This is a genomic window from Wolbachia endosymbiont (group B) of Philonthus cognatus (assembly GCF_947179345.1).
GTDB lineage: Bacteria > Pseudomonadota > Alphaproteobacteria > Rickettsiales > Anaplasmataceae > Wolbachia.
Genome location: NZ_CAMXBG010000001.1, coordinates 74453 through 91575, shown reverse-complemented (window position 1 = coordinate 91575; position 17123 = coordinate 74453). Strand labels below are relative to the sequence as shown.

The window sequence follows — 17123 nt, the reverse complement described above, 5'->3', positions numbered from 1 at the left end:
TGTTATGCAATGTTGAGATTTAGAGCTATTCAATCAAAGAATAAATCTATTCTAAGTAGAGAGGTTCACGCTGCTGAATTTATACCTTATTCTTGCTATTGGAATAGTACAACCTTGATAACAAAGCAGAATTGGTTAGTTAAATTTATAAAATTAAATGGCTTTGCGTTTGAAACGGCCGATGATGAAGACTTGGTGATACAAAATAATATCAGAAATCAGATGCTAAGAAGCATTTCATCTCCAGCATTTAGTTTGTACTTTCATACCATCAGGCGTAAGAAGAATATCTTTTCTGATGAATTTGCAAACCAGAGTTTACCAAATTTTTTTGCTAACCATGTAAATCTAAAATGGAGAGAAAAACACGCAACTAGGCAATCTTTTATTAATGATTTATACATTACGATTATTCGTAGGGCAGATACAAAGGGAGTAGAATTTTTATCACATCTACTGAAAAAATTTGGTCATGTAACTTCAAAACATGCTTGGGAAAGTGATATGCGTGATACCTATGAAGATTTAGAGGAAACGACAAATCGTATAGTAACAAGCCTTAGGAATTATTCGCCTAAAGTCCTTGGAGTAAAAGAAACTCCAAACGGACTGTTTTGTGAAATAATGGAGTTTCTGTCTAGAATTGTAAATTGTGGCTTTGTTACAAATACGCTTTTTCCACTAAAAACTGAAATATCAAGATACTTACCGGTTCATAGGTTATTTTTTGGCCATAAGATGATACAGGTTGTGACTCATAATGAAAGTAAATATGCTGGAATAGTTAGTATCAAAGAATATGGAAATAATACTTCCGCAGGAATGCTTGATTCTTTTTTACAACTTCCTTATGAATTTATTATCACGCAGTCTTTTCAATTTACAAATAGGCAAATGGCAATTGCGAAAATGCAGATACAGCAAAATCGTATGATACAATCTGCAGATAAAGCTATTTCTCAAATAGCAGAAATTTCTCATGCGCTTGATGATGCAATGAGTGGTAAAATTGCGTTTGGTGAACACCATTTAACTATCTTATGTATAGAAAAAAGCCCTAAATCATTGGACAATGCTTTATCATTGGTTGAATCGGAGCTTTCTAATTGTGGTGTTTATCCTGTTCGTGAGAGGGTTAATCTAGAACCAGCATTTTGGGCGCAAATTCCTGGTAATTTTGATTATATAGTAAGAAAAGGTACAATAAGTAGTCTTAATTTGGCCGGTTTTGCATCTCAACATAATTATCCTACTGGTAAAAAATTCAATAACCACTGGGGAGATGCTGTTACAGTTTTTGATACAACATCCGGCACTCCATTTTTCTTCAACTTTCATATAAGGGATGTTGGACATACTATGATAATTGGGCCAACAGGTGCTGGCAAAACTGTTTTAATGAATTTTTTATGTGCTCAAGCAATGAAATTTTCTCCAAGAATATTCTTTTTTGATAAAGATCGCGGTGCAGAAATTTTTTTAAGAGCACTTGGTGGTATCTATACTATAATAGAACCAAGAACTAAGACAAATTTTAATCCTCTGCAACTTGACGATACTCCTGATAATAAAACATTTTTGATGGAATGGATAAAATCTTTAATTTTAGTGTACAACGATAAATTCACTTCAGAAGATATTGCTAGAATTAATGATGCAATTGAGGGAAATTTTAAATTAAAAAAAGAAGACAGATTTTTGAGAAATCTTGTACCATTTTTAGGACTTGCGGGCCCTGATACTCTAGCTGGAGCAATATCTATGTGGCATGATGATGGCTCTCATGCTGCAATATTTGACAATAAAGAAGATTTGCTAGATTTTTCAAAAGCAAGAGTGTTTGGCTTTGAAATGGCTAGCTTGCTAAAAGATCCTGTTGCTCTTGGGCCGGTCTTGATTTATTTGTTTCATAGGATTAGTATATCGCTTGATGGCACTCCATCTATTATTGTTCTTGATGAAGCATGGGCGTTAATAGATAATCCAGTTTTTGCACCTAAGATAAAAGACTGGTTGAAAGTGCTGAGAAAGTTAAATGCTTTTGTAGTTTTTGCTACTCAGAGTGTTGAAGATGCAAGTAAAAGTGCTATTAGTGATACGCTTGTACAGCAGACAGCAACACAAATTTTTTTGCCAAATCTGAAAGCTACTAGTGTCTATCGAGATGTTTTTATGTTAACTGAACGTGAGTACATACTGATCAAACACACAGATCCAAGTACTAGATTCTTTTTAGTAAAGCAAGGAGTTAATGCTGTAGTAGCTAGAATAGATCTGAAAGATTTGGATGATGTGGTCAACGTGTTATCTGGACGTGCAGAAAGTGTCCTATTGTTACATGATATATTGAAAGAAGTCGGAGATGATCCAAAGATGTGGTTGCCTGTGTTTTATCAAAAGGTGAAAAATGTTTAAAACTAAACTGTCATTACTGTTAGTTGCGATATTTTTGTTAAATATAGATTTTTTGCTCTCATATCCAGTGTTTGCAGATACAGTAAGTGGTACTGACAAAACGGAATTTGTTAGCAGATTTAATTCTACTGGCAGCTTTAGTCGTGCTTCTAATCCTGACTGTAAGGCGTTTAAAACAGCTGCAGCAGTTGCTGGGATAGCAATTGCTATTGGTGCAATATTTACTGGTATTGTTTTGATTGTTTCTTCCGCTGGTGTATTTACTGCTATTGTTATTGTTGGAATGATAGCTGCAATTGTTGGAGTCTGGAAAGCAATAGGGGGGCTTGTTGTTTGTGAACATAGTTTTGTTAAACACCCAGTTGCACGTGGTCATGATGGAACATACAAAAATTTTAAAGAAGACACAGGTTATAGTGGCTGCACCAATAAAAATTACCAAACAGAAGATGAATATTTTTCTTGTTTACAAGATAAAGCTCGGGAAAACGTGAACAAAAAAGACTATGACGGGAAAAGAGCAGAAAAAGAAGCCTTAAATTCTAACGTTCAGGAGAGTACAGAAAGTTATTACTGGCCAAAAAACGGTGTGCAATACAGTGAATATATAGAAATATGTCATCGAAATCCTTTAACTTTTGGTAATCTTTTTAACAAGAAAGACTTTGATTCCAGAGAAAAACCTGGATACATAGACTTTGATGTAAGGGAAAAAGATACTGGATATGTAGATGGGTCATGGTCCCCGACGGTCGATGGTGAGCTGAAATGTAAAGTTCTCAAAGCAGGACAGAGCGAACCCATACATGGATCAACATTTAAAGCAGTGAAAAAAATGGGCAGATTATGTGTGGAGTTAGCAAGTGTGAGAATGCTTGGTATCGAAATGACTCCTTGGCCGCAAGGGGTTGATATGGGGTGCACGGAATTGCCACCTGACCCACTTGCTCCTATGTGTGAAAAATCTGTGATGAAATTCAAAAATAAAGATGGTACGGGTGAATATAATGTTGATCTTAGCGACCCTATAAATAAAGATAAAGATTACAAAACTATTATAAGGGAAAAGGAAAAAGAAGGAAAAATTTTTGTAGATTATGACAATAAAAGCTGTTTTAGCTCGTATGTCTCTGAAGCTTGCTACAATCAAGCGGGAAGTAAGTCATTATCTCCTATTCCCATAACTTCTATGATAGTGCAATGTATTAAGGAGTCGTTAGATAATTTAGTGGCAGGTATTGATTCAAGTGGTAACTTACTTACAGACAAAAATGGACATGCTAAGGGTAGTTTTTTGTCTGTAGCACAAAAAAGACTGAAGAACACTGTTACTGCTATCTTAATTTTAGCTTTGATATTGTTCTCTATAAAAGCCATGTCTGGTGGAATGCGTAGTCCACAAGAAATGTATATATTGATCATTAAGTTTGCTTTTGTGATTTACTTCACAACAGGTAGTACCATGTCTCATTATTACGGGGAATTAACAAAACTTTCGAACGGCTTATCAGAAATAGTGCTTAAAGCTTCATCTGAGAGTAAAAATATATGTAATTATGAGGCAGGTAAAGATTATGAATACAATCGTGAAGGGCAGAAGGTATCCTACAGTTATCTTGCACCTTGGGATAGGCTTGATTGCAGAATTTTATTTTATTTAGGTGCACCTTTAGATGGAATTGGTGGCAAAATTGGTACTGGAGGTGTTGCAACTTTAGCGGTTTTGCTTGGCGCTGCTCCTGTCTTGTTAGTTGCAGGTTCGGTGATTGGTATTATTTTCGCTGGTGGACAAATTTTAGTAGCTCTTGTCTGTATATTTATGGCCATTTTGCTGATGATGGTTATTTTGTGGATGTGCTATGTATTTATTTTATCTATAGTTGCTTTAAGTGTAATTGTTATTCTATCACCTTTGTTTATTCCTATGGTTTTATTCCAACACACCAAAGGATATTTTGATGGTTGGCTAAAAGAGTTAATTACCTACAGTTTATACCCAGTTATCCTTTTTGCATTTCTATCTTTTATGTTCATAGCATGTGATAAAATCTATTTTAAAAATTTAAATTTTAAACTGGACGAGTCATATAAAAATGAACAACCAGACAAGTCATATCAAAAGAAACAAGCAGAAATCTCATATAGTAAGAAAAAACAGTGGTTTAAATTGAAAGATGGGGAATGTGATAAAAATGAAACTACTCTCGCATGTATGATGCAAAATTATAGCTTTAAAAAGAGCAGCATACTTGGTCTATTCGACTTTACATACATGGAGTTTGGCAGCTCTCTAATCGGAGAATTATTAAAATTGTGTTTAGTATTATTCCTCTTTTACCACTTTTTAAACGTTCTTCCCGGCATGGCTGCTGAGCTTGCTGGTAATCACAGAGCAGCACTTGGTTCGGGTAGCACTCCTGCACAAATGGTGAATAAAGCTTTATCTGCTGCCAAAGCTGCTGCTGGAGGTGCTGGTCAAGTTGCTGCTGCGGCTGTAAATAAGGCAAGAGGGGCTATTGGAGGAGGTGGAGATGATAATAAGGGATCGGGATCTTCCTCTAGTGAATCTATAAAACCAGTGGAGAGTGAGCGCAGGTGAGTAACAGATGTTTGAACATTTGAGCAACCAAAACTTGGTTAAGCTATGCATAAGTTTTGTGATACTCTTTTTATTATCTGGGTGCGGGTGTATTAAGCCAGAAGATTCATCAGGCTTGCGTGAGAAATTGGATATAGTATCAACAGAGCAGAAATGGGTTGATTCTGGAGTCTATATTTCGGATAAAATAAAAGTAACAGAGATTAATATAGTGCCTAATAAGGTTAATTTTTGTTCGCAATATAAAGATTTTGCAATTGAACCTGGAGTAAGAAACGTTACATTACCGTTTGCGCTTAAAGCTGGCGATGCGATAAGCTTTAGTGTTGTTGGAAGTAAAATGTGTAAAAACAATAATGGCATGGTCACCTATAAAAAAATTGACGAGAGTTGCGGTGAAGGGGAAAAGGAGTATTTTTCACATGTTTTAAATCAAGAGAAGTGTCAAGGTGAAATATGTCCTAATAAATATGAAATAGGCAATGCACAATGGTTAAATGGAAAAGAGTACTGGTCTTCAGAATTAGATCAAAGTGAAAGAGAGGAAATTAGAAATGTCATCGACTCTATAAAACAACAAGGGGAAAATGTAGACTGTAGCAAGCTTTCAGAGAGCAGTGCAAGTAAGATAGATACGTACGTTCTAAATCTTGCGTGCCAAAATATATGTTATTACTTTGGTCAAAATTGTGTTGAAATTGAATCTAATACTATAGATGGCAATAAACGTAATGTAGCTAAAAATCTTGCCAACGAACTAGCTGTTGGAAAAGTAAGTAAGGAAGAAGCTATCAAGAAGGCTGTAGATGGTATAATGGGAGTGTTAGATGATAGCAACATAGCTAAAGGACACAGCGATAGTTCAGATGGTGAAAAGGATAAAGTAAATACAGAAAAAAATACCAAGGGAGCTGTGGATGATATAAGAAAAAAGAAAATGAAGAGGATAAAGACTTACATTCCATCATTAAAGGTGTCGATAGGAGGAAAGGAAAGTTTTAAATATGTAAGGAGTGATGGTATACGAACTAACTTTGATCATAAGATCAAAGAAAACTATGATAAGGGTACAGAGTTAGTATTTACACTTAAAAATGCTAAAGAAAAGAGTGCTGGTAAAGGGGGATATAATATAAGGGTCACAAAGAGCCATAGTCTAGCAAAAAACTTATATATACATGTTTCTGATAAGTTTCCTGAGCACAATCCTGGTGAAACTCAGGGAGATATACCTATAGACATTAGCAAAGTTTATAATACTCAATATATGGAAGGCTTAAAAGAAAAGCTAAAAGACAAGAGTGGCACTATATATTACGGAATAAGAGATCATGGCTGTGATTATAAGAAAAATGAGGGTCAGTTTAGCATTAACCTTACAACTAAAGAGCCACCTGTAAGAACTTTTAGTGCGATATATAATTTTTTTGATGAAAAAGTAAAAACTGCATTTTTCGGTTCTAGCTACAAAGACACTAACGCGATTCACTCTGATACTAGCCCTGTGAAGTCTCTTTATCAAAGTTTTGTAGCATCAAATAGAACAAATACCATCAGATCTACAATAGTGTCGTTATTAGTATTATATATAGTTTTATACACCCTTTATTACTTTTTTGGATTGTCTCATGCTTCTACATATGAATTTTTAATTATATGTGTAAAGATAGGAGTTATTACCCAATTGCTGAACGATAACAGTTGGAGTTTTTTTTATAACAATGCATTTTCTATTTTTGTTAATGCTCCAAAACAGTTAATAGAAATAGCAGATTTCAGAGGTACAACATCAAATGTTTTTGAATTTCTTGATTTACCGCTCAATAGGTTTTTATCAGCACACTCAGTGTTACTAATAGTATCTCTTATATTCTCTGGTCCTTTGGGTATTGTATCGTTTTGCTTGGTGATTTGGGGTTTGATAACAGTGAGCTTATCGATGTTTAACGCCTTATTTTCTTTTATCACATCTATAGCAATAGTTGCATTATTGCTTTCCTTGGCGCCTCTTTTTATTATTTGCCTTCTATTTGGATATACTAGACAGATGTTTCACAATTGGGTCAAAAATTTAGCAAGATTTGCAATTCATCCGGTAGTGCTTTTAATTTTTATATCATTAATAAGCCAGGTTATGGATTATATTGTGTATTCGGTCTTTAATTTTGAGGTCTGCCCTACATGTATACTTAATCTTAACTTAAGGATTTTTAATCCTTGTATTTTTTACGGTTATGCTTCCAAACATGTACCTAATATCACCGCTATGATGGCTTTTGTGATTTTGGGACATGCCATGAAAGCTTTAGTTGAAGCATCTTCAACAATATCTGATTCGTTGTTTGGTGTTTATGTAGCAAGCGAACCAGGAAGGCAATATCAGCAAAGCTTAATGGGAACAGTAGGTTTAGATGAACAAAGTATCCAAAGAAGAGCAGGTCAGCAATCTGGTACACCAAGTCGAAGACCTCAAATACCACAATCAGCTCAAAGATCAGCACCTAAAATACCGACAAACACAGGAAATCAATGATGAGCAGAAAATCATTATTATTGATACTATGTCTTGTAATTACTGGCTGCACAATGGATTGTGTTGAACCTGGGTTGCAGAGCAGAAATACTAGTGTCAGTATAGATGTTCCAGTGCGTGAAGCTGGCGAAGGAGTTAAAATTCATTGGGTTGATTCTGGTCAAGTAATTAGCAAGGATGAGAAAATCAAATTTACTCTTGGTGGGTCAGTAAATTTTTGTCCTCTTAAAGAAGGGAAAAATCCAAAGAGAGTACTTGTGCCTGCTGTATTTTGTGCTAATGATTTAATACCAAATTACAGTAATAAGTTAATTGATAATGCTAGCCTTGATGAACGAGAAATATGTGGGGATATAGGCTTTGGAAATAATGAATTCTATAGCAATAGACGTTATGTAGATACTGGAATTAAAGCAAATCCTGGTGATACATTAAGGTTTAGCTTAGTTCCTAGAAAAATGACAATTAATTGTGATAAATTAGAAGACCTTAAAGGAAAGGTTATTTTTGATGACGATTATTACAAAAATAAGGATAGTAAAGCTAGCGCAGGAGAGGTATGTAAAGGAGGTAAGTTTTTTTATAAAGATGAGCAAGATAGCAAAAAGGAATTTGAACTTGATCGACTAGATAAAAGGAAAGATAAAGATGGGAAAGAAGAGGATCAACAGTATAGATACTTGGTTGGTAATGGCTACACTCCATATGATAATAAGGTACATTTTAATAAGGATTATATTCAAAATTCATGGATAAATGGCGCATTGTTAGATTTACGACGAACTAAAATAGGACTGAATGAATTATGTAATGGGAAAAGGTGTGATTTTAATGAGCTGAACAAATACAGTTCTTATGAACTTAATTGTTACTATCATAATATATGTTACAACGCAAAAGGTATAGGGGAGAATTGCGTCTCTTCTATAAGGTATGAGAAGTATGATAAAAGAAATACATGTGACATGTATTCTCACCTTAAACGTATTGAGGATGAACTAAAAGAGATTGAAAAAAATAAGAGGGATTCTAAGCAGATTGACATTAATTTAATATCAAATTCTAAATTAAACTTCAAAGAGGACAGAGAAGATATTTCTTGGGCTGAGGCTCTTGTTGCAAAAGTTGGCGATCTTAATAATCAGAATACTGCTAAAGGTATTCAATGTTTTCCAGAGAGAAAGGGTGCAAAAGGGGATAATGTGTGTTCGCAAATTGGTGATAATTTTGAACATTTTTCTTTGAAATTAAATCATGATTATAAAATAGATGAAAAAGATATAATACCTGGTAGTAGTGTGATGCTTGCTATAGCAAGTAATGGCAACTACCAACTTCATAGAGGTGGATATCATGTTGCAGTGACTAGATCATGTAACTTCGATAGTGGTGAAAAACTGTATATGTACTTGGGTGATAGCCCGCCAGGAGATCCATCTGTTCGAAAGACTAATAATTTCAAAAAAGTAAAGAAATTAGATAAAATAACAGAGGATAATGTAGACTATTACATAATAGATGGAAGTCATTTGGTAAATGAAGAGTCTAAGAAAATATATTTTGGTATTAATGTAGAAAACGTAGAGAAAGATGATATTACGGATAAAGATAGCAAATATTATGAAGATAACAAATACACAGTAAATTTATTTTTAAAAAGAAAAATAAACGATTTTATTTCATCAACTGTAAACAAGATTTTTGATTTCATAACAGACGGGAGTGAAGACGGAATTAAAATTCCATATGAAGGATATAGAAAGGGGCTTCTACAAGGAATAAGAGCTTTGCTTATTCTATACGTTATATTTACTGTTGTTGGCTATATGCTTGGAACAATACAATTAAGTAAATTCGATTTTATTATAAGAATATTCAAAATAGCATTTATAGCTTTTGCTTTTAGTGATAGAAGTTGGGAATTCTTTGGTACAACTTTGTCTGGGCTTTTTGTTGATGGTAGCATTTATTTAGTTGATAGTTTTTCTGGCTATATAGGAGAAGGAGGTAAAAAATTTGCATTCTTAGATTTAACAGCGGGAGTATTATTTACAGGAGAAACATGGCTGAAATTTTTGTCTTTAATGCTATCAGGACCTTTTGGCTTTATTGCATTTTTGGCAATACTTTATGCTACTTTTGTGTTTTTAAGATGCATTATTAGTGCTACGTTTAAGTATGTAATATCTACTGTTTTAGTGGCATTTTTATTGTCATTGGCACCTTTATTTATCGTATTTATTCTATTTCAACAAACTAAAACATTATTTGATAATTGGATAAAAACGCTGGCTCATGTTTCATTGCAACCAGTCATTTTATTTTCATCCTTGTCTCTTTTAAACCAGTTAATGTATTCAGTTCTATACAACCTCACAAATTTTTCTGCATGCTATCAATGCTTAATTAGTGTAAATTTTTTATCGTATGATCTGTGTCTTATGAAATCAATATTACCTCTTGGGTATAGTCCTGGTACTAGTGTTGATGTTGCGCTCAGTACTGGAGAAAGGGCTGTTGGGCACTTTGCAGCATTACCTATAGATCTAATCCAGGCATTTATATATCTCATCATTGCTAGTTCAATGGAAGCTTTTGTTTCTATATCAGAAACTATGGCGCAGGCGTTGTTCAGCTCTGGTTATGGAGTTGCTCAAAGTGTTAGTCATATTTCTAGGAGCGCATCACAAGCTATGCTGTCAACTGTTGGCCTTGATGATAGAACCCAAAATATGATACATAACATCAAGCAGGGAATGAGTAAAGATCGTAGCAAAATTGAAGCTAAATTGCCTGATACACCAAAGCAAGCAGATGGGAAAGGGAGTGCTGGCAGAGAAATGAGCAAATCTGAAACACTAAGCCAGCCAGATAAGCAAAAGGATTCTGATAAAACAAAAGGACAAGTCAAGGAAGATTGATGAGATATATGGAGTAACTAATTAAAAAGATATTTGAAGTAAGGTTTTAGAAATTTATTCTGTATTGGAAAAAGTTTAGGTATGCAATCACGCTTAGGCAAATGTTGGTTTAGGTTATTAATTTTGGTAATCTGTGTTCTGGTTACAGGTTGTAGTAAGAATGATATGCCTTTTCCAAGATGTATATCTGCTGATTATTTTGGTCCTGAACCCATTGCAATTGGTGCTCATTTTTCAAGAGATCATGATGCTTTTGTTCCAGAAGATGGAGAAATTATTGATCCTAATACTGGCGAAATTAATTATGGTTTTCACTCTAATCAAGTGGTGAAGTGGAAAGATACTGGATTTGAAACCAATGGAGATAGTTTAGTAGTACGAGTAAATGGTGCATGGACATCTTGGAGTAATAATAATAAGAAAGAATCTAAAGGTAGTTATAATTTGCAAAGCTTGGAACAGCTAAAATATGCGACTAAGTTTGAAGGTAAACAAGGCGATAATAGTCTGCCTGACTTTCACTTAGTTTGTAATAATTATAAACCTAGCATACAAAAATTTTCAAGTAAGCCTAAAGCAAGTTGCACTGTAAATTGCAAGTGCATTAATGAAGATGATAGCGCAAATACAGTATCACGTGGTGCTCCATGTTGGTTTACCAACGGTCATGGTGCTTATCTTTTGTTTAAAACGGGGAAAGATGATCCTAACGAAAATCTAAAGTTAATGCGCGATCCTCAATATCCTACTGTACATCTAGGTTACAATTCCGTAGCGGAAGATGGAAGTGGACTTTTTACTTTAGACAGAGATAACACCACATTACAGGACAGGAATTGTAATACGGTGAGGTTAGAAAAAGGATGGAAAATATATGTAAAGATATTAGATAGATATTATCTAGATAATGCAGGTGGCTACTCTTTTGAATTTTTGAGCGGAGTGCAGAAACCAAGTAACTTTGGATTTTTTGATTACGTTTATAACTATCTAAAATGTGTATTATTGATTAACGAAAATTGTAAAAAGCATTTTGATAGCAATGATCCTGCAGCTGCACAAGCGATGTTTCAAAATATAGCTGAAAAAAGTACGAGCTTTCACAATTTTGTTCTTTCCTTGCTTGTTCTATTTATAGTGATTTCATCGCTTCTTTATCTTTTTGGAATGATAAGAGAAACTAAGCATGATATGCTCATCAGAATGATGAAAATCACTCTAGTAATAGTGCTTATATCTCCTGGAAGTTTTAGATTTTTCTATGATCATTTTCTTGTTTTATTTGTTAAAGGTCTTGAACAATTGATAAGCATAATTACTAATTTTGCTCCCAACATGAACACCGGAGGTAATTCAAACGTTGCTCAAGGAAATGAAGCTAAATTGTTTAGCTTCATGGAGGATATGTTTAATAAGTTTTTTGCTTACTCTGTTTGGAAAAAGTTTGCAGCATTTTTACATTATCAAATGTGGGCAAGTCTCCTTATGATACCGGCAATTTTTATAGGGATTGTCTTATATTTCCTGCTGTGTATGTATGCTTACATAATATTCCTTTCTGGTTTTATGGGTATAGCTTTTCTTGTAGCTATAATGCCGCTATTCCTAATCTCTATTTTATTTTCACCACTGAAAAGTCTATTTGAGGGTTGGATAAAATTCTGTATTAGTTTCTGTTTGCAATCAATTATGATATTTACCCTGCTGTCATTACTTGCTGCGATGACAATGAATACCTTTTATAAACAGTTAGGCTTTACTGTGTGCTATAATAAATGGCTTGAAATAAAGTTATGTGCTCCAAAATGGGTATTTGGTGGTTTTTGTATAATTGATAAAGAATACTTTAGCTGGACTCCAGGGCAAATTTTTGTACCTTATGCTATTGGAGAGGCTTCTCCATTGAACGTAGATAAGAATATAGAAGGTATAGAAAAACTAAGCAGAATAGGTGGTACAGTAAAGTTTACTGGTGGCGCTGGATATATCCCTCTTCCACCAGATTACATTAATAAAGGTTTTCGTTATATAGATTACCCTTTCTTGAACCCAGTGCCTGGTACTGAGAAAAATCCAGCAGACCATTATATAGCAGAAAGTGATATAGTAGTTGATGCTAATTGTAGTGAAAAAGATCTAGTGCGTCTAACGAATAGTTTATTACATGCATCAGAAAAGGCTGATATCTTATTGTTAATAGATAATATAGATAGTAAGATAAAAAAGCGTTATTGTCAATCTCAACAGCATGAAGAAGAGTGCAGAAATTATGAGAAAATAATAGGCGATTACAAAAAGGGTATCATTCGACCAAATTCAAAAAGTGAAATAAAGTCTTTAGTGCAAGGTGTAATTACGCAAAGTGTAAGCTGCCAATCAGAGAATTTTTATGATATAAATCAAAACTATCAAGAAAATAGTGATTACCAAAGGGTGCAAGACATACAGAGAGGTTATTTAATCAACGCAGGAGAGATCTTTGTATTGTTCTTGCTTTCGTTTTTGATGTTTTCTTTGAAGGAGTTTGTACAACAGATGGGCTCAAGCATTGCCGGTGGTGGGTTTGGTGTTTACAATATATCTAGTATGTATCAAGCATCACCTGTGACTGGTTTAATGCAGGGATTAAAACAACAGATGCAAGATAAAATTGGTGGAGGGCTAGAGTCTTTAGGTAATTGGGCTACTCATGTACCGGACAGATTAGCTGGAGGTACAGCTAATTTGCTAGGTAGGATACCAGGAGTTGGGGGTGTGCTGAAATATTCTATTAATGTGCCACGTAAGCTTGTAGGTGCTACTATTGAAGCAACAAAATTTGCAACATCACCTAAAAATGATGTTGATAAGCTTGAGGAAAAAATCTACAGGGCGTTTGGAATTGATAAAGAAGATATTGCACATAGAAGAATTGATAAATATTTAGAATATTATAAAGGATATGTAGGATCACATTTGGGCTATACAATAGAAGATGCTATGAAGTTTACTTGGGAACATGGTCTCGACTCTATAGGAATTAACCCTGCTACAGGAGAAAAGGATGGTTACCAGCATAATCTACTCTATAGAGCAAAAACATATAGACGGGAATTTCTTGAGAAGCTTCATGACTACACTATTGGCCGCAAGAGAGAACCAGAAGAAGATGAATCATCAAAAGAAAATAAGCCTAATCAATCAAATCGAAAATTAGGTACGGAACCAGAAACCCTAAAAAACACTACAGAAGCTATACGTGCCGGAGAAGATAGAGAGCGTCAAGATAATGAAAGGAATGAGAACATAGAGAATGATGAAGAATCGTAATTTCAAAGGGCTAAGTTATTATGGTCTTCAGCAAGACGAAGATGGTAATATCAAGTTAAACGATTACAATGATGTTTTAAATGCGCGCAGAGCGAGGGTAGATTTGTTACTAGATAGCACTAAGCAAGGTGATGTTAGTCTTTCAAAGCTAAATAAAGCTCTGAATGAGAGACTTATAGATGATAAAGGGCTATCGTCAGAATTTGACAAAGAAGACAAAGAAATTGCACAGAAGGAGCTTAAGATGTTCTCTATTTTAGACGATCTTGATAATCTTGCAAACATTGAAAGTGAAGATCTATTAGAGGTTAGTTTGTTACTATCAGATCTTAGTTTTATAGAGAGAAATATTGTGTTGAATGCCGATCAGAGTTCTGATCTAATAGGGTTCAAAAGTCTATTTATAGAAAAAAAAGCATCTGGTGAGGAATATAGTGATGAAGAGTGTCACAATTTCCTCGATAGTATAGAGAAAATCAATACTTTAATTAAGTTAGAGTTAGAAAGTAGAATTGAAGGGATGGGTCATGATGAAAAAAACAACCATGATGATTTACAAGACGAGATTGGTCGTGCAATCAGTATAGAAAATAAATCAAAGAAAAGCGATTGATCTTGCGTTCCTCCACAAGCAACCTTCTTTCTATTAGACTGCTGAAGCTATGTTGAAATTAAATGTGTATTATAAATAATTAGTTAACTTCGAACTTGTTTTATATGTTACGTGTTATTGCGGGTAAATATCGTGGAAGAAAAATAACTACAGGCAAGAATTTAGCTGCACGGCCCACTATGAGTAGTGTCCGAGAAGCAATATTTAGTATACTTTCTTCAAGAAAACCTATTTATAACCTAAATGTACTTGATTTATTCTGCGGAAGTGGCTCTTTTTCATTTGAAGCACTTTCTCGAGGTGCTAAACATGCATTCATGGTAGATGCAGATTATTACAATTTGCAACTGCCTAAAAAAACAGCAGAAGATTTTGGAATTACGAACGATATCACGTTAATTTGTTGCAATGCTAACGGATTACCAAGACCTATTTCAAAGTGCGATATAGTTTTTATGGACCCACCTTATAATATCAATCTGGTTAACTCAACTTTAGACGAGTTAGCTCACTCAGGCTGGTTAAATGATAATGCGTTAATAATTCTAGAAATGAGGAAAAATGAAGGTTTTGAGTGCAATAAAAACTTCAATATAGTTGTGGAGCGTACCTACGGTATTGCAAAAATAATTTTTCTTTCTTCACTCACTTGAATTTCTTTTGTAAACATCTATAGCTAAGCTAAGTAAGATTTTTCCGAGGACTGAAAGAAAAAATCAATTCGTTTTGGTGGGAATAGGGTGTGTAACAGCAAATCAATACGAGTTGATATACTAGAAGAAGCAGTATGGAAAGAAGTGAAAATGGTACTCAAAGAACCAGAGGCAATGACAAAGGTTAGACTTTTAAAATATGAAAATAAGCAGGCAAAGGATGAGATTGAAAAGCGTGCAAGTAAAATAGAACAAGGTATAGAAAGATTAGCTTATGTATATGCAAGGGGTCATATAACGAAGGAAAAGTATGACTTAGAAGTTGAGAGCATGGAAAAGGAGTTAAAGGAATCAGAGATCAAAGGGAAGAAGCTATCGATGAAAAGAGGCTACAGAAAGAATTAGATTTTATCACAAACAGTGTAGAAAGTTTTTCCTCTGAGAGAGCTTAATCAAGCAGACTATGAAACTAAACTTGATATAATAAGAAAATTAGTTCAACGCATTGAAATTGATGATGATAACGTGCATGTAGTGTTTCGGTTGAAAGAACTCGCTCGAAAGGGAGTGTTAAATAAACTGTGTCAAACCGAGAAGTAAAGTAATAAATTGATAAAATGGAGGTTTGACACAGTTTATTTAACACTCCCCAACATTCTATCGGGATGCCAGTGTCAGCTACTTGCATGACATCCTCCTTCTATAGGTGTCTTTATCTCGTCTACTTTATTTTGCCACACAGATACAATGGTTTCACATGCACTTGGTAGGCTATCTATTTTGAAAAAGAAGGACCACCAACACCTTCAGCGTTTGCATCACTAAACTTGCTTGCCACTTTATCAATAGCCCAAACGAGTGGTGTAACAACAAGCGCAGCAGCCCAGATGACAGCACTAACAGCATAACTCAAAACTGTGTTAACAAACTGAGCTAATGCATTACTATGGTCCCATGCCTTACCTGACAACATGGATGAATAATCTATCAACGATTTTGTACTGTACTTAAGATCAAAACTATCTACTACTTTCGCTAACCCTTTTGCCGGCCAATATGACAAATACGCCAATGCTAGATATAAAGTTTGTAGAACTACATGAGTTAATGCCCAAACAGCAGTACAAATTATACCTAAACTTCCATTTTTCCTACCACCTAAACAAACTTGACTAGATTTAACACCAGAAACTGCATCCTTCACTGGCCCAATAACACTATTAATATAATGAACGGATTTATAGAAACTATTTTGTGGAACTTCACTGTTATTTTTTGCAGCAGGAACAGTTCCATATTTAGCATACCTATTAAAATTCTTAAATAAACTTGACATATTACCCCTCTAAAATAAAAACATAATTATCTTATCAGTATAGATAATTTTAGAATAAATGCAATCACTACCTAACTAAATTATCTGTTGCGCAAAAGCACATATTACCATACCATCGAAAATAAAGAGGTCAGCATGAGTTTTACTTTACCTGAGTTGCCGTATGATAAAACAGCTTTAGAGCCTTATATATCTGTAAAGACACTAGATTTTCATTATGATAAGCACCATAAGGGATATTTAAATAAACTCAACGAACTGGTTGAAAACACAGATTATCAACATATGGAAATTGAGGAATTAGTGACGAAAGTTCATGGAAATAATAATACAGTTCCTATTTTTAACAATGCAGCACAAGTTTGGAATCACACTTTTTATTGGAATTCAATGAAAAAAAATGGTGGTGGTAAGCCTCAAGATGGTGGTCTTCTAGCAAAAAAAATTCAAGATGATATTGGTGACTTTGACAAATTTTGTGAAGAATTTTCAAATTATGGAGTAAGCCAATTTGGTAGTGGATGGGTGTGGTTAGTGCTTGAAAAAGGAAAACTCAAAATCACTAAAACTCCAAATGCGGATCTACCGCTAATTTATGGCCAAGTGCCACTACTTACTATGGATGTATGGGAGCATGCATACTATTTGGATTGCCAAAATCGCAGAATTGACTACATAAAAGTTTTTCTTGATCATTTGATCAATTGGGATTTTGTAGAAGAGAATTTAAAGAAGAATATATAA

At 34.3% G+C, this 17123-nt stretch carries 10 protein-coding genes; 9 read left to right on the top strand and 1 reads right to left on the bottom strand.

Annotated elements, in window-relative coordinates:
• Window positions 1-9: 9 nt before the first annotated feature.
• The 8 genes from ONG78_RS00400 to ONG78_RS00365 all read left to right on the top strand — a co-directional run bounded on the left by ONG78_RS00400 (window position 10) and on the right by ONG78_RS00365 (window position 15448).
• Window positions 10-2415 carry a VirB4 family type IV secretion/conjugal transfer ATPase gene (locus tag ONG78_RS00400; protein WP_264375017.1) on the top strand — a complete coding sequence of 802 codons (2406 nt, stop codon included), beginning with the start codon at window positions 10-12 and terminating at the stop codon, window positions 2413-2415.
• Window positions 2408-5014 carry a TrbL/VirB6 family protein gene (locus ONG78_RS00395; protein ID WP_264377419.1) on the top strand — a complete coding sequence of 869 codons (2607 nt, stop codon included), beginning with the start codon at window positions 2408-2410 and terminating at the stop codon, window positions 5012-5014. The genes ONG78_RS00400 and ONG78_RS00395 overlap by 8 nt, the downstream gene beginning before the upstream one ends.
• A gap of 7 nt (window positions 5015-5021) precedes the next feature.
• Window positions 5022-7547, top strand: coding sequence for a TrbL/VirB6 family protein (locus tag ONG78_RS00390; protein ID WP_264377418.1), 2526 nt, complete (start codon window positions 5022-5024; stop codon window positions 7545-7547).
• The gene (locus tag ONG78_RS00385) at window positions 7544-10468 is read left to right on the top strand and encodes a TrbL/VirB6 family protein (RefSeq protein ID WP_264375014.1); all 2925 of its coding nucleotides are present in this window, start codon (window positions 7544-7546) and stop codon (window positions 10466-10468) included. Before ONG78_RS00390 ends, ONG78_RS00385 begins: the two co-directional genes overlap by 4 nt.
• Window positions 10469-10549: 81 nt before the next feature.
• Window positions 10550-13777, top strand: a complete 3228-nt coding sequence (locus ONG78_RS00380) for a TrbL/VirB6 family protein (protein WP_264377417.1) — start codon at window positions 10550-10552, stop codon at window positions 13775-13777.
• Complete coding sequence (locus ONG78_RS00375; protein WP_064085846.1) at window positions 13761-14390, top strand: WD_0853 family protein; 630 nt, start codon at window positions 13761-13763, stop codon at window positions 14388-14390. The genes ONG78_RS00380 and ONG78_RS00375 overlap by 17 nt, the downstream gene beginning before the upstream one ends.
• 104 nt (window positions 14391-14494) lie before the next feature.
• Complete coding sequence (gene rsmD, locus ONG78_RS00370) at window positions 14495-15043, top strand: 16S rRNA (guanine(966)-N(2))-methyltransferase RsmD (protein WP_264375012.1); 549 nt, start codon at window positions 14495-14497, stop codon at window positions 15041-15043.
• An 87-nt stretch (window positions 15044-15130) separates the two neighbouring features.
• Window positions 15131-15448: a hypothetical protein gene (locus tag ONG78_RS00365; RefSeq protein WP_264377416.1), complete on the top strand. Its 318-nt coding sequence runs from the start codon at window positions 15131-15133 to the stop codon at window positions 15446-15448.
• 370 nt (window positions 15449-15818) lie between these two features.
• Here ONG78_RS00365 and ONG78_RS00360 read toward each other — a convergent pair whose 3' ends face one another.
• Complete coding sequence (locus ONG78_RS00360; RefSeq protein WP_264377415.1) at window positions 15819-16379, bottom strand: hypothetical protein; 561 nt, start codon at window positions 16377-16379, stop codon at window positions 15819-15821.
• A 135-nt stretch (window positions 16380-16514) separates the two neighbouring features.
• Between ONG78_RS00360 and ONG78_RS00355 the strand changes: the two genes are divergently transcribed.
• On the top strand, window positions 16515-17123 hold the full coding sequence (locus ONG78_RS00355; RefSeq protein WP_264377414.1) for a superoxide dismutase: 609 nt from the start codon (window positions 16515-16517) through the stop codon (window positions 17121-17123).

Coding starts and splice junctions, on each gene's coding strand:
- ONG78_RS00400 (WP_264375017.1), top strand. CDS start 10: ATGTTGAGATTTAGAGCTATTCAATCAAAGAATAAATCTATTCTAAGT.
- ONG78_RS00395 (WP_264377419.1), top strand. CDS start 2,408: ATGTTTAAAACTAAACTGTCATTACTGTTAGTTGCGATATTTTTGTTA.
- ONG78_RS00390 (WP_264377418.1), top strand. CDS start 5,022: ATGTTTGAACATTTGAGCAACCAAAACTTGGTTAAGCTATGCATAAGT.
- ONG78_RS00385 (WP_264375014.1), top strand. CDS start 7,544: ATGATGAGCAGAAAATCATTATTATTGATACTATGTCTTGTAATTACT.
- ONG78_RS00380 (WP_264377417.1), top strand. CDS start 10,550: ATGCAATCACGCTTAGGCAAATGTTGGTTTAGGTTATTAATTTTGGTA.
- ONG78_RS00375 (WP_064085846.1), top strand. CDS start 13,761: ATGATGAAGAATCGTAATTTCAAAGGGCTAAGTTATTATGGTCTTCAG.
- rsmD (WP_264375012.1), top strand. CDS start 14,495: ATGTTACGTGTTATTGCGGGTAAATATCGTGGAAGAAAAATAACTACA.
- ONG78_RS00360 (WP_264377415.1), bottom strand. CDS start 16,379: ATGTCAAGTTTATTTAAGAATTTTAATAGGTATGCTAAATATGGAACT.
- ONG78_RS00355 (WP_264377414.1), top strand. CDS start 16,515: ATGAGTTTTACTTTACCTGAGTTGCCGTATGATAAAACAGCTTTAGAG.